Source organism: Brasilonema octagenarum UFV-OR1, from assembly GCF_963888615.1.
In the GTDB taxonomy this organism is placed as follows: Bacteria; Cyanobacteriota; Cyanobacteriia; order Cyanobacteriales; family Nostocaceae; genus Brasilonema; species Brasilonema sennae.
The window spans coordinates 1-14,665 of the sequence record NZ_CAWPKW010000067.1 but is presented as its reverse complement, the minus strand read 5'-3'; the positions used below and the strand labels follow the sequence as shown (position 1 = coordinate 14,665).

Annotated in this window: 11 protein-coding genes; all 11 read right to left on the bottom strand. The window is 42.1% G+C overall.

The window, feature by feature from the left end; genetic code table 11:
• The coding region (locus AC5590_RS05400) for a two-partner secretion domain-containing protein (RefSeq protein WP_169268279.1) at window positions 1-286 on the bottom strand (286 nt) is incomplete at its 3' end.
• 389 nt (window positions 287-675) lie between these two features.
• Window positions 676-3,510: a two-partner secretion domain-containing protein gene (locus AC5590_RS05395; protein ID WP_169268278.1), complete on the bottom strand. Its 2,835-nt coding sequence runs from the start codon at window positions 3,508-3,510 to the stop codon at window positions 676-678.
• A gap of 596 nt (window positions 3,511-4,106) precedes the next feature.
• Window positions 4,107-4,691, bottom strand: a complete 585-nt coding sequence (locus AC5590_RS05390) for a Uma2 family endonuclease (RefSeq protein WP_169268277.1) — start codon at window positions 4,689-4,691, stop codon at window positions 4,107-4,109.
• Window positions 4,692-5,258: 567 nt separating this feature from the next.
• Window positions 5,259-5,897 (bottom strand): peroxiredoxin, encoded by a 639-nt coding sequence (locus AC5590_RS05385; RefSeq protein ID WP_169268276.1) that lies wholly within the window; start codon window positions 5,895-5,897, stop codon window positions 5,259-5,261.
• Window positions 5,898-6,031: 134 nt separating this feature from the next.
• On the bottom strand, window positions 6,032-7,225 hold the full coding sequence (gene hpsP, locus AC5590_RS05380) for a hormogonium polysaccharide biosynthesis glycosyltransferase HpsP (RefSeq protein ID WP_169268275.1): 1,194 nt from the start codon (window positions 7,223-7,225) through the stop codon (window positions 6,032-6,034).
• A gap of 123 nt (window positions 7,226-7,348) precedes the next feature.
• Window positions 7,349-8,662, bottom strand: a complete 1,314-nt coding sequence (locus tag AC5590_RS05375; RefSeq protein ID WP_211178725.1) for a chloride channel protein — start codon at window positions 8,660-8,662, stop codon at window positions 7,349-7,351.
• An 87-nt stretch (window positions 8,663-8,749) separates the two neighbouring features.
• Window positions 8,750-8,989, bottom strand: coding sequence for a hypothetical protein (locus tag AC5590_RS05370; RefSeq protein ID WP_169268273.1), 240 nt, complete (start codon window positions 8,987-8,989; stop codon window positions 8,750-8,752).
• A 203-nt stretch (window positions 8,990-9,192) separates the two neighbouring features.
• Window positions 9,193-10,365 carry a hormogonium polysaccharide biosynthesis glycosyltransferase HpsO gene (gene hpsO, locus AC5590_RS05365; RefSeq protein WP_169268272.1) on the bottom strand — a complete coding sequence of 391 codons (1,173 nt, stop codon included), beginning with the start codon at window positions 10,363-10,365 and terminating at the stop codon, window positions 9,193-9,195.
• Window positions 10,366-10,471: 106 nt separating this feature from the next.
• Entirely contained in the window at window positions 10,472-11,458 is a 987-nt protein-coding gene (gene hpsN, locus AC5590_RS05360) for a hormogonium polysaccharide biosynthesis glycosyltransferase HpsN (protein ID WP_169268280.1), read from the bottom strand.
• Window positions 11,459-11,652: 194 nt separating this feature from the next.
• Window positions 11,653-13,350: a hormogonium polysaccharide biosynthesis protein HpsL gene (gene hpsL, locus AC5590_RS05355; protein ID WP_169268271.1), complete on the bottom strand. Its 1,698-nt coding sequence runs from the start codon at window positions 13,348-13,350 to the stop codon at window positions 11,653-11,655.
• A 370-nt stretch (window positions 13,351-13,720) separates the two neighbouring features.
• The gene (locus AC5590_RS05350; protein WP_169268270.1) at window positions 13,721-14,470 is read right to left on the bottom strand and encodes a glycosyltransferase family 2 protein; all 750 of its coding nucleotides are present in this window, start codon (window positions 14,468-14,470) and stop codon (window positions 13,721-13,723) included.
• Between the last annotated feature and the right edge of the window lie 195 nt (window positions 14,471-14,665).

Genomic DNA, 14,665 nt, shown 5'->3' with positions numbered 1-14,665 from the left:
AAACAGAACCACCCGTCACCCGACCGATGATGTTTAGCACATCAGCTGCATTATTGAAATTAGCCGAACCACCTGTGGGTACAGAAAATTCTTTGAAGCTGTGAAAAAGATTTCCTCCCCTTCGAGTCCCGTCATCAATATTGAAATTTCTGCCATCAGGAGTGGTAACTGTCGTGGACACAGTTCCATCAGAAGTCACTTGTTGTGCAACTGCAATGGCGAGTGGCGCAAGAGTTGCTAAGGCGGATAGGGGTAAAGTTAACAGAAACAGGGATATCTTTTTCATGCCAGATGCAGTATAGGAAGAATTTTTGACAAAGACTCTTATCAATCACAAGTTGACTCTAGGGGCACAAAGCAATAATGTACCCCTACATATGATTTTTCGTTCCAGAAAAATTAAAAGCGCTACAGAACGAATAAAATTGTGGATGAAAGTATTTATAACATCTTTAGTACGCGCTAATACTGAATATTAAAATTTTTGACGATGAGCAACAGCGCCTTAGCAAGGCTACAGAAATCACAATTGCTCATATAGATTTCTCTGTAATGAGATTGACAAACTTCTTGCCCTTGTGGAATGAAATAGCCCTGCCCTTGATAAGGGGAAGGAAGGTTTGGCAACAGACAAAACCTAGGTGAGGTAAAGCCAGACCTGTATCAAGAACGTATCTATCTCATTGCAGCACAACTACTATTTGGTGCAGGTGAGGAGCGTTGTGGGCCAGTCTTGGTGGGGTCATAAGCTACCAGCACCACCTGACCTTTTTCGTTATATATCCATCCTTGAACAGGTATTATCTTTTTGACAGGTGGCTGTTGAGATGGCTGCTTTTGAATTGTATTTGTTGAATTCACTGTACTAACAACAGGCTCAACCAAATCAACGCGCACATTATCGCTACTGAGAATTTTTGTGGGATCAGTTGGGAGTCCGCCACGTCCAGTGATTGTGAAAGTACTACCAAAACCTTTTGTGCATGGATTTTGGGCAATTTGTTGTGCGGGGTCGATGGCAGTTTGTGTCAATTCAAACAACCCACGGCTGGGGTCAATATCTGGAGTGATAATGTTGATAGTCCCACTTAAGGATGGGTTTTGTTGCGAAAATGCGGTGATGTCACTTTCAGGCGTTAATTGAGAGCGAGGCTGGATTCCAAATAGACCTTGAGTTCTAATTGTGATGTTCCCACCGTTACCGCTAAAAGCATTGGCAGTGATGTCACTATTTTCTAAGGGAAAAGCAACAATTAATGGAGAGTTAATCGTGATATTGCCGCCATCTCCACTAGTACCCCTACCCGCAGTCGTTGAGATTTCACTACCGCGACGCAAGAGTAAGAAGTCTCGGACTCCTAAAGTAATGTTTCCAGCATTTCCTTGACCATCACTATTGACACTAATTTTCGCACCATCTTGGAGTTGCAACTTTCCTGTCGCAATCTTAACGTTGCCACCCTGACCTGTGGAAGCAACAGATGTGCTGGCAAAAATCCCACTAGCCGGATTATCATTACCAAGTACGAACCTTGCCTGAGTCCTACCATCTCCTTGAGCTATTTCAGGAGCATAAAGAAGTCCCACCCAAATCTTACCATCAGCTATTTGGTTAAACAGATCAACTTTGCTAGGGTTACTGCCATTGATGGTAATGCGGTAACTTACTTGGAGGTTGATATCACCTGCATTGCCTCCGCTAAAGGCACTGGTGAGAAGTTGTCCACCACCAGTCAGTTCTACTACATTGGCATTAACATTTATATTGCCACCACGTAAGCTACCTGCACTTTCTGCCCTTAATTGTGCGCCATCGGATACACGTAAAACACCAGTATTAATTCTAATGTCACCGCTCTGTCCCATAGTTCCTTGCTCACTGGTCGTCAGTAATGAACTGTATATTATGCTTTGTGAGCGATCGTTGAATGGGCGTGGAGCTGGAGACTTGCCTGAGATTTCGACATAATCGGGGGCAGAGATCTCAATATTGCCAGATTTTTGCCCGTTAAACGATCTAGCGCTCACTTCTGTCCCAGCAGTTACAGAAACAGACCGCCCGCCTATTTTAATATCACCTCCATAATCTCCGGTGCTGGCAAGCAAGCTATTTTCAATAGAGACAGGACCTACGGATTGGACAATGATATTTCCAGAATTCACTCCTTGAGTGGAGGCGGTAAAAAGCGAGCTATTCTTAGCTAAGGACACAGAGTTATTGCCAACTAGTAAGATGTTTCCTCCATCTCCCGTGCCACTGGGGGCATATATAGCAGCATTTGATAAAAAAATAGAACCATTTGCCTTGAGTGATATATTTCCGGCTCCCAGTTGGGATATGTCATTGGAGGTGGAGATTACCAGATCCTGCTGACTGACATCCTGCCCGATTAAAGTGATCGATCCATTTGCTTCAAGTGAGATGTTTCCGGGACGTCCCTGTCCTTGGATACTAGTATCTAGTGCTGCAGGAAAAGGATTCTTCGGATCAGGATACCTAGCCTGATTATTTATAGTAATTTCACCAGCCTGAATATTAATGTTACCTGCATTACCCGTAGCATCTACAGCCACCACATTGGTAACTCGGCTGTCCTGATTTAGTGTTACCACTCCAGTTGCATTGAGCGTAATATCTCCTGCTGTTGAGCTATCTGCCGTCAATCCTTTAGCAATCCCAGCAGAAATCCTACTTCCTGCCGAAATATCTAGGTTGCGGGCATTAACCGCTATACTGCCTCCACCGCCAGCACGTACATCTACAAAAGCCTCATTACTCAGCGAGACATCACCTCGTTGCACTCCCACAGGAAAACTCAAACTCCCATCACTATTGAGTCCAACTGTTCCTGCTGTAGATAATCCTCCTAACTCAATTCTTCCTCCTGGTGCTAACACTTGCCCACCATTTAAGCTGACGTTACCGCCTACCAGTGCTAAAGAGTTTCCTTGAGGAACACCAAGAAGAGCAGATTGAGTGGTGATATTTTGAGGATTATTCCGAAATCCCAACCCAATCGGAACATTGATAGTTAACAACGGCGGTGCTTGTGGGTTAGTCGCACTAAACTCAAAATTATTGTCAAATAGAAAACTATTCGCTGTAGTCCCAAAAAATGAACCACCAATATTTAATTGGGCATTTGGTCCAAAAATGATCCCGGCTGGATTGAGTAAAAATAAGTTTGCCTTGCCCAGTGTTCTAATCAAACCATCAATATTAGAAACAGAACCACCCGTCACCCGACCGATGATGTTTAGCACATCAGCTGCATTATTGAAATTAGCCGAACCACCTGTGGGTACAGAAAATTCTTTGAAGCTGTGAAAAAGATTTCCTCCCCTTCGAGTTCCGTCATCAATATTGAAAATTTTGCCATCAGGAGTGGTAACTGTCGTGGATACAGTTCCATCAGAAGTTACTTGTTGTGCAACTGCGAAGCTGAGTGGCGCAATAGTTGCTATGGTTGCTAGAGGTAAGGTGAATACAAACAGCGATAACTTTTTCATCCGAGATGCATCATTTTAGAAATAATTTTTTACTCACAAGTTGACTGTAGGTGCACAAAGCTTTTGGTTTCCCAGATCTTGCACTAGTATCAACAACGAGGCAGAGCCTCGATATCTCGTTCCCAGGCTCAGCCTGGGAACGAGGGTTGGGAGGCTCTGCCTCCCGATTATTGAGAATGATGCAAGGTCTGATCTTTCCCAAAGCAAATGCTTTTTGTCAACAAGAACCTTGAAATGTCAATAAAACCCAAAATAATCGCAGTATTTGCTCGGTTCTTGACAATTTTCTCAACGTAGATGCTCTGCGGCAAGCTTGTAGCATCGCCTTAACCCCTAAAAAACCTGTCAAGCACTAATTCTTGTTTTCCAGTTGATGCACTGATTAATATTTTTGTCAAGACTATAAGATGCGTTTACCTTGATGCTGCACCCCTACATGGGTTTGTCGTTCCAGAAGAATGAAAAGCACTACAGAACGAATAAAATTGTGGATGAAAGTATTAATAACAGGGTTGTACGCCCTAATACTGAATTTGTAATATTTTTTGACGATTCATTACAGTGCCTTAGCAAGGTTACAGCCTGAAAGGCTTTGACTACCAAACCTTACTCATATTCAAAACAAACCCTGGCAAAACTGACTCACCACTGACAGTAACAGGATTATCCAAACATTCCTCTGACATTCCAGGACGATAAATATAAACTTTGCGGTGCTTGCGATCAATCAACCAACCTAACTGTATCCCTGGCTCTCTCATATATTCTTCCATTTTGTCTTTTAAAGGCTGAAGATTATCAGAAGACGATCGCAGTTCTACAACAAAATCTGGACAAATTGGAGCGAATCTTTGCTGTTGTTCTGAACTTAGAGCATTCCACCGTTCAAGTTTCATCCAGGAAGCATCAGGCGATCTATCTGCACCAGTTGATAGCTTAAATCCTGTACTAGAGTCAAAACAAATACCTGTTTCATTCTGCTCTGACCAAATTCCCAACTGGAGAGCTACGTTAAAATTACGGTTACCTGTCTCTGAACCAGTCGGAGGCATAATTGAAATCTCACCAAATTTATCACGTTCAATACGTAAATCTCGATTAACCTGACAGAACTCAAAAAACTGCTCATCTGTCATTTGCAAATCTGATGGCATCCGTAAAAAAATAGCAGATGAAAGCATAGTTATTTTCTCTAATTGCCTACCCAACTAGCTTTTATTCTCGCGCAAAAACGCTGTAGAGACAGGAAATCTCGCATCTGTTTGCCCCTCTCCTTTATAACGAGAGGGGTGCCCGTCAGGGCGGGGTGAGGTGATAGCTATGGATACACAGCACTTGTCTAAAATTATTTCCGGATTTTACCTCATATCAAATCCGTTTGTATCGGAATTATTTCTCCTTCCTCTTTCTCTGTGTCACGCCAGGTGCTACAACGGGGCGGCACGTTATGTTCCCCCGCTTCCCCCCAAAAGCTGCCTTGGGAACCCCCCTTCGGGTATGCGCAAAGCGCACGCCTTACGGCGAACGCCAGATGCCTAGGTCGGGAAACCCTCCTGCAGCACTGGTCTCACCGCAACGCACTGGCTCCTCTGCGCCCACCGCGAACTTTGCGGGAGGAACATCCACACCGAAAATTCGCTCTGGTGCGGTTTTTTCTCACTCAGATGCTACCGGATTTTACCTCACCCCCTGCCCCTCTCCTTATAAAGGAGAGGGGTGAGGTGTAAGTTATGAATGCAACGCGTGTGTTACTTATTAGGTTGAGGAGTCATCCGCAGATAAGGCTTAACTTCCTTATATCCTTTGGGGAATTTCTCCTTCAGCACTTCTGGATCTTTTAGCGAAGGAACGATGACTGTGTCATCGCCATCTTTCCAATCAGCTGGTGTCGCTACGCTGTAGTTATCTGTCAACTGCAGCGAGTCAATCACCCGAAGAATTTCATCAAAGTTGCGTCCTGTGCTGGGGGGATAAGTTAAGCTCAGACGTAGTTTCTTGTTGGGATCGATGATGAATACTGAACGCACAGTCACCAACGCATTAGCATTCGGGTGAATCATGTCGTAAAGATCAGAAACTTTACGATCCGCGTCTGCCAAAATTGGATAGTTGAGGTTGGTGCTTTGAGTTTCCTCAATATCTCCAATCCATCCTTTGTGAGATTCAACATCATCCACACTGAGGGCGATCGCTTTGACATTGCGTTTGTCAAATTCTGGCTTTAGCTTAGCCACTCGCCCTAACTCTGTTGTACAAACAGGTGTATAATCTGCGGGGTGGGAGAACAGCACAACCCAGCTGTCGCCAGCCCATTCGTAAAAGTCTATGTCTCCTGTGGAGGAGGCTTGGGTAAAGTTTGGTACAGTGTCGCCTAAATGGAGAGCCATGTCACATTCCCTGTGGTTCAAAAAGCCATATGTATTTTATCTTGCCATGATGACACAAAACCCCGGTTTGCCGATTGGGGTTTAACCTCATGAAACAAAATTTTAGGTTGTGCAAACTTGCACAAACAGATTTTCTATTTTACGTCTAAGTGGGACACGATTTGATGATATGCATCAATGGTTTGATGAGCGATCGCATCCCAACTATAATTTTTCAGAGCATACTCTTTAGCACACAATCCCCGCCGTTGGCGTTCCGAAGGATTTTGTAATGCTATACGAAGGATGTTAGTGAATTCTGACACATCTGTTGCACCCACCCATCCCGACTCGCTATCACGTACTTCTTGACAAATATGCACTTGGTCTGATATTACTACTGGTGTTCCTGCTGCCATCGCTTCAGCTACAGCAATACCAAAATTTTCGTAATAGGATGGCAAGACGAAGATATCAGCAGCTTGTAGAAGAGTAGATTTTAATTCACCAGTGACAAAGCCAGTGATTGTGGAGTGCGATCGCAACTCAGAAGCTTGTATTTGTAATTTTATCTTTTCTTCATAACTTGGATCTTGAGGATTAGTCCCAGCTAGGACAAAGTGAAAATTTAATCCTTCAGCTAAAAGCGCCTCTAACGCTGGAAGCAGTAGATTCAAACCTTTTTTTGGATCAATCCGGGACATAAACAGCACTAAAGGCACATCCTTTGGTATACCTAACTTACGACACACCTCCTCTGTTTGTGCTTCCCCGACTCTGTTCACAGGCTTCACACCCAAAGGAATCACCAAATCTCGGGTTGAAACTCCAAATCTTTCTGACACCTTGGCTTCCTGAGTGCTAGTAAAGTGAATTGCGGCTGCAGCAGCTAAATTTGGACGTTCTAAAATTGCAGCATAAAGCTGTTTCAGTTGCTTTTTTTTACGTAAATCAGCAGGATCTAAAGTTCCCAGAGGACGCAAAATGTAAGGTAGTTTTTGTCTGTGACAAATAGTCGCGGCAAAACTACTAACAGGGGAAAATAGAGCATGAATATGGGCTAAATTAAACTCACTTGCATGACGATTTAACCACCTGAGTAAGTCAACAGAAAATTTATAGCGACGAAAAGGGGCACAACGAAAATAAATTATCTTATAGCCATCCTGTTCGATGGGACAACTTAAGGGAACATCCAAAGGTTTTTGCCCAGAATCACCATTGCTGTCAGTAGTGAGAACAGTAACTTCTACTCCTTGCCGTGCCAATGCGGGAGCGAGTCCTAGTATCATTTGACTAGGACCACCGTAAATCAGTGAAATTGAGGGAATAATCTGTAGAACTTGCATAATAGGTTTGGGCAAGAGTAGGTTTTCTTAACCTTTACCCTTGCCCAAGACAAAACTTTACATATATTACGTATATTCAGTTTAATGACATGATTGACTGAAAATGCTAGGTTGTCACAAATTTTATTCTAGAAAACTGCGCGATCGCTGAGTCTTAATCAAAGAAACTTGTATAGTCAAGAGGAAGCTGACAAAACTAGCAATAGCAATCACTGGTATCATTGCCGTGCCAGAAAGTACGCTCAAAATCACCGTCGTGCTGATTGGTGTTTTTGTAATTGCCACATTTACCGCTGCCATCATGCAGATCATGGCAATTGTTGGATGGATTTGTGGAACACCCAGAGAGACAGCAAAGCCTACTGCTGCGCCAACATAAAATAAAGGGAAAATGAATCCTCCTCGGAAACCGGAGTGGAGGGTGCAACAGATAGCCAGCATCTTAGCAAAGGCAATCATCAGCAACATCGTCATCCCAAGCTGTGAACCTGTCTCTACGATAGTTTCAATTTCTTTTTCACCAAAAAACAGAGTTTGAGGAAACACCAAAGCAATCAGCCCAATTGATAAGCCTCCTAGCGTGGCAAGCAGAATGATATGGTGGCGAATGTGCTCGCTAAAGTGTCCGATGCTGCGGAAAAGAACAACAAAGAGAATGGCAACTAACGCACCTAAGACTCCAAGGATTGCGCCCTCAACCAGATTTATCAACTCAAGTGTAGGAACAGCCCCAAAGTGGTATATGGCACCAATCTCCAGCCCCGTATTCAGTCGAAACACAAAAAAGCTGAGAATTGCGCTCAAGATAGCGGGAATGAGTGCTTCATAGTATTCCAGTCCTCGTCGATGAGGAATTTCCAAAGCGAAGAGGGCACCACCAACAGGCGCACCAAAGAAGGCACCAAGGGCAGCACTCATACCACAAAAAGTCAATACGCGGGCTGAAACTAGCGTCACTTTAAGCTTTTTACCTAGCCAACCACCAAAACTACCAATGATTTGTACCAAGGGCGCTTCAGGTCCCGCACTACCCCCTGCAGTGATAGAGAATAAAGAGGCAACAATCATTGCTGGGGTTTGACGGATCTCAATCAGCCCTGGATCGTGTACTTTGTCAACTACCATTGAAACTTCACCAGGAAGTCCCATAAAGCGGAGGGTTAAACCAACCAGCAAGCCACCAATTGTAGTCACAATCCAGATATAGTTCTGAGGTGAAAACCCAATTGGAAATTTTGGGGTGATAAAGTCCGGTAAGGTATGCCATACAAAATGCAAGCAGGCTTCTAGCACATAGTAGTAAGCCGTTGCAACCAACCCTCCAGCAATCCCGATTACTACTGAACAGAGAATTGTTTGCTGGTAAGTGAGTTGACGAGTTTGGGCAAAGCCTTCAACTATGGGGTTAGACTCCGTGGTTTGAATTGTCAGTGACAAAATTTTCTCCATTTATGGAATTTCGAGGATACGAAGGAAGAATCCAAAAGAAATATCGGCTTTTGTATATGTCCCAATAAATTCATTTCAGATTAGGAAGTGCGACAACACATTTTTTACTTGCATTGTCGCTGCTATTATGCATTCAACCAGTCGTTTGTATGGCTGACGGGTTTGTACTATAAAAAAGACCAAAACCAACTGCACTTGGCAGTTAAAAAGAATTGGCACACCAAACCCAGCTTTGACACCGAAAGCTTTGGCAATTTGATTTCGTAAAAAATCAGTTTCTGACGCTGCTGAGGCATCCGATAGAGCGACTACCAAGCCATCACAAGCTAAGTGTTACCTGCACACTTAATGATTGATGATAAACAATGCTGTCTTGTCTTTTTGTCCGATAGTATACACATTTTGCTGAAATTATTAATGCTGGACTTTAGACAAAAGCACGGAAAGTTGGCACTCCTCGTTCCCTGTTCCCTGTTAAGCGCCCTGACTTTGTTAGTTCACCAAATAAAACCGGATTTCTATATAGTTATAAGTTCTTTATAAAACTCCAATTGCTGTTTTGCTAAAGCTTTATTCGTATACTGAGTCATTACTTTTTCATAACCCATTTCACCTAAATTCTTAGCAACTTCAGGTTTTTCCATTAATTGGAGTATGCAATCAGCCAGCCCTTTCGGATCTCCTTCCGGAAATATTAATCCAGCATCACCAATCACATAAGGAATTTCACCAGAATTAGAACCAATAACAGGGACTTTGCAAGCCATTGCTTCTATGAGTACATGACCAAATTGTTCTTTCCAGCCAGCAGAAGTGATATTTTTGAGACTGTAGTTTGTTTCTGATGGCAGGACTAAAGTACTCATTAAATTGATATATTTTGGAACTTCATCATGTGGAACGCTTTCTACCAAGATGATTTTGTCTTGAATATTATATTCTGCTGCTTTGTTCATTAACTCTGACTTTAACGAACCACGTCCCAAAAGCAAAACTTTCCAAGATTTATCTCTCAAACTAGCTAAAGCATTTATCAGAGTCAGTAATCCCTTTTCTGGAACAAAGCGTCCAACAAATCCCACAACAAAATCATCTGGTTGAATTCCTAATTTACTTCCTAATTCTGGTTGTGGTGTGGGAGTAAACAGAGTTTCGTCAACACCCAGTTGAGGCATGACTTTGATGGAACCTTTGTATCCATGTTCTCGTAGAATTTCTGCACCATCTTGATTACCCGAAATAATGCCATGACTGTGGCTGAGATTATATTTCTCTAATAAAGAAACTGGAAATTTCAGGTTATATGGTAAATTCCACCAGGTGAAAAAGACATTTTTTGCCTTGAGTCCTAAAAGCCGATTTAAAGTAATCGTCTCAGTATAAGCTAATCCCTTAGAACCTTGTTCTACCTGGATAATCTGGGGACGAAAATCTGACAACAAAGATATCAAATCAGCGCCAAATGTCAGGAGTCCTTGATGATTTTGACTAAAGTTAGAAATTGGAATAATACGAAACTTGCCTTCCTCACGAAATTGAGTTTCAATGATTTTATTTTGAACACCGCCCGGTTTCCACTTTTTGGGAACGACAACTGTGACTTCAATTTCCGGTTCTAGTTGAGAGAGAAGGCGTAGTTTTTCACAGTTAAGGTCTACAATATAAGTGTGGCTTGCTACTAAAATCTTCATTGATATCTCAGAATTTGTCATTTTTTATTTTCAACCGCAGATGCACGCGGATGAACGCAGATAAATCTGTCATGTATCTGCACAGATCCGCGTCGTCAATCTGCGGTTAAATAATCTTAACTTGCTCATCCATGTGAGTGTAAATTTGACCATCATTCCAAATTGATTGAATGACAGTACCCAAGGCTTTTAAAAACCCCAAAAAGAAGAAAACGCCACGAGTCACAATTTTGATGGGTGAACCGCTTTTGTTGCAAGGAGGATGTCCAAGGACATGACAGTCAAATAAACGAGCATAAAGGCGTAAAGCTTGAGTAGTGGTGAGGTTTTTCAGCCCCATTAAGAAATGGTTGTGGTAAAAAGTGAGTTGGTATTGGAGAGAGCGCATACTAATATCATGGCAACCTCCCGTCTCTTCTCCTAAATGTACCAAATCTGCTTCTGGGTCATACCAAATTTTATATCCTGTTTGCCGCAACCTTAAACAAAAATCAGATTCTTCTCGCACTGCACTACCACGAAACCTTTCATCAAATTTCAAACCGTATTTGGTAAAAATTTCGCGACGAAAGGACATATTACAACCCCTTGCTGTTAGAACTTCTTGGGGCTTAATTGTATGTACCAAATCGATATAATACCAAGCAATTCCTGGATCCATTGCCTGGGGAGGAAGATATGAAATCTGTAAATTTCCCCCAGAGTCACCTAATTTCATTCTGTCAAATACCCGTCCAGCAATAGCCCCCACTTCTGGTTTTTCTAAATAGTTTTTCGCATGGGCTGCTAAAAATCCAGGGGTTAATTGCACATCATCATCAATAAATAAAATTATTTCACCTGCAGCACGCCGCACTGCATAATTCCGCGCCCCAGGCAAACTTGCCCAATTCAAACGAAACCACTTTATTTTGTTAGCTGTGGCTAACTCTTGTAAGTAAGCTTCCGTTTCGGTTTGATGTTTTGGAGTTTGATCCACAACCAAAACTTCATAATTTGGGTAGTCCTGTTTCAAAACATCAGCAAGACTATCGCGCAGTGGCTCTTCACGACAGTACGTCGGGACAATAACAGAAATTAAAGGTAAATTCATATTAATAGTCATCAGTCATTAGTCATTAGTCATTAGTCATTACTCTCTTGCCGGTGCAAGATTACCTATCTTCTTTTTGATTTTCTTGGCGTCCTTGGCACGCCAGTCGCCTCAACGGGGGGGAACCCCCGCACGGCGCTGGCTCGTCTTGGCGGTTCGTTAAATTAGGTATTCTTCTGGCGGAAAGGGAGTAGTCAAAAACTATTCTCCCCTGCTTCCTCTATCCCTCTCTCCCTCACTCCCTTCCCCCTATTCTTCTTACCCTGTTTCTTTTTTACCTGCGCTTGTTGGAGTCTTTCTTGCTTGTCTATTTCTGGTAATTTTAACAGCACTCCAGCAAAGAACCAGTAATAGACAGCAATTGGATCGACATCAAGAGGATAATAATAGGTGTTGTAACTAATAAATAATATGAACACCCACAAAGCAGCTGCGTAACTGCGGAGATTAGGATTTCTGATGGAACGATAAGTCTGGAAACACACGATTGTTAAAGTCGTGACTAAAGCTAAAAATCCCAGTAATCCCAACGGTCCAATTTCATATATTATTTTAGGATAGTAAGTTTCTATTAGTCTGGTGCTACCTAGCACACGAGCAGAGTTAGTGGCGCGCCCTAACCCATGTCCTAGCGGTTCTAAATTTCTCCAAACGTTGGCAAATTGCTGCGTGATAAATTCTAGGGGTGGGGAAGCTTCCCAACGTTCATTCAGACTTGCTGTCCTTTGTTGGAAAATCTCAGGGTTTTTGATGATCGCAAATCCCAAAATCATCGCCAGTCCCACTCCTATGGGCATAAACCGTTTGAGGTTGCGAATTTGACCAGTCAGCAATAGCAAAACTACGAAGCACAGAGGTACCAATGCTAAGGCTATCCTTTGCCCGGAGACAATTGCATTAATCATAACTGCTGCCATAGAACTGAGACTGAGAACTCGCCAGATTCTAGAAGGATCACTAAAGCCGGAAGCAAAGGCAAAAAAGATACTGGAAATCAAAAACCATCCCCACTGCCAAGGCGCAACAAAAGTTCCTGGTAGACGAATTATCCCTTGATCGGGACTATAAATCAGAGAACCACCAAAGTAACATCGCGCTTCGATTGATGCTTTAAATTGGGCGGCTCCTTCTAAGAATCTTGTGCCTTGACATATCCCCTTCGATAGTAATACGTATTGAATTAATCCCATCGCACAGCACGCTAATATAAGCACAATTTGCAGGCGCGATAAAAATAGGAAATCCCGCTGATTGCGAATGAGATAGTAAGCGCAACCAATCAAGGGTACATAGCCCAACAAGACTTTTAAACCGAGTATCCCCACGCCTATGGGTATTTCTGTTGTTGTATCGTTTAATAATTGAGTTAAAGATGGGTTAAGCTGCTGCGCTCCATTAACAAATACTAGTGTTAGTAAACATATACCTAACAAAATAAACAGTGGAGTTTTAATAGCTTGGGGAACGATTAGGGGTAATCGCTGTTTTCGACACATTTGCCAAAGTCCAATCAGCGCTGGAATATAAAACGAGTCTTTTGCTAATTGGAGTATGGGACTATTGCCGAGGTAGTAAGTAATAGTACCCGCAAACGGCACGTAAATAAGAAAAGCAAAAAGGGCCTGGCGGGGATATTTGTAAGACAAAGCGATAGTCACAATTCCCAATAAACCTGGAACTGCTGCCTTAATTCCACCAACAAAAGCCATGAGAATGCCAAAGAAGATACCGCCAAAAGCAGCAGTCGTTAAAAAATTGGTGAATTCTTTGCGCTGTTGTGCAGCTTTACGCTTTTGGGCTAAACGTTCTTTGAGGCTAAGAGTTGGAGTTTCCTGACCCTTCTGTTTTTTTGCTTTTTTGTATTTGTTGGATTTTAACTTTGCTGTCAGCATGGCGTTGCTGTAGATATGCGCATAAAGTCACTAGCTATAGATGTTTTTTTTACATATTATTTTGAATATAGCAGTCCTAAATGATTCTTGAGAATCTCTGTGTGTGTCTTATTTATCCAAAAATTGCAGTCAGTCAAGAACTAGGGGTGTAAGAGCAACGCCTAGAGCGCGATCGCCGAACGGTGTGACGCAGAGGAAAATCCTATGCCAACGGCAAGCTACTTTGAACATAGGTGGATCGAGTGCCCATCAAGGAAAAAAGGTTTGTATCCATGTTTGTAACGGAGGCAGGACTGGGGAGAGGTAGTGCCAGAGAGGGGGTTTCCGCAGGAAAGACGCCAGGAAGTGCGAACATAACCAAACTGGATTCCTATAAATTCAACGGGTACAAATTAAATTCTTCGCGAATTGATGGATTTAAGGTTTTACGGTTAAATATGCTAAATGTTAACTGGCTTGTTCCATAATAAAGATTTTCTCCGGTGGCAATAATATAAACTGCACCAGCAAACGGTAATGGCTGAAGATGATTTCCATCTTTCGCCAAAGTTTCTCGGACTTTTTCATGATCTATATAAAATTTATAGTAACCATATCCACGGTTATATTCTGGATTCTCAGGTAGATTATTTAAGTCGTACCTGAGAATATTACAAGAGCCACACATTTTATAAAAGTTTCTTCTTTTGACATATATAACATCACTTTCGTTTTGATATTTGTAACCTTTATTTATAAACCAACCATTATTCTGATGATTTTGATTAACAAATTCTGCTAAATACTTGCTGACACAATCGTCAGCATCCACAGTCATAGTATAAGATGGGGAAAATTCTTGAGCATGGATTAATCCCTTCAAAATTTTTCGCCCTTTGTCGGTATGCCCTCTAGAGAAGGTATCTGGCTCGTTAATTGCAGGTGGAAAATCAACTTCGATATATGTAAGATGGGGATGATCAAATTCAATTTTTGGCTTTTGGTGGCAAACAACAATAACCCGATAATTTGAGGAAGTTTGATGGCAAACTGATTTGATGCATCTTTCAAATAACTTGGTTACAAGTTCCCAAGATTTAGAGGCTTGCGGACTTTTCAGGGGTATGACAAACACAAGCATAAGCTATTAAGAACTAGACTACTTGTTATTACTGGTTTTCTTTCTTTTAAATGAGCAAATGCGTGATTTTTTTATATAACAATCCTATTTGATTTTTGTGAAACTAGGTACATTTTTATCAGTTATCAGTTATCAGTTACCAGTTACCAGTGATCAATTGTTCACTGTTCACTGTTAAGCGTCTCTACTTTGTGA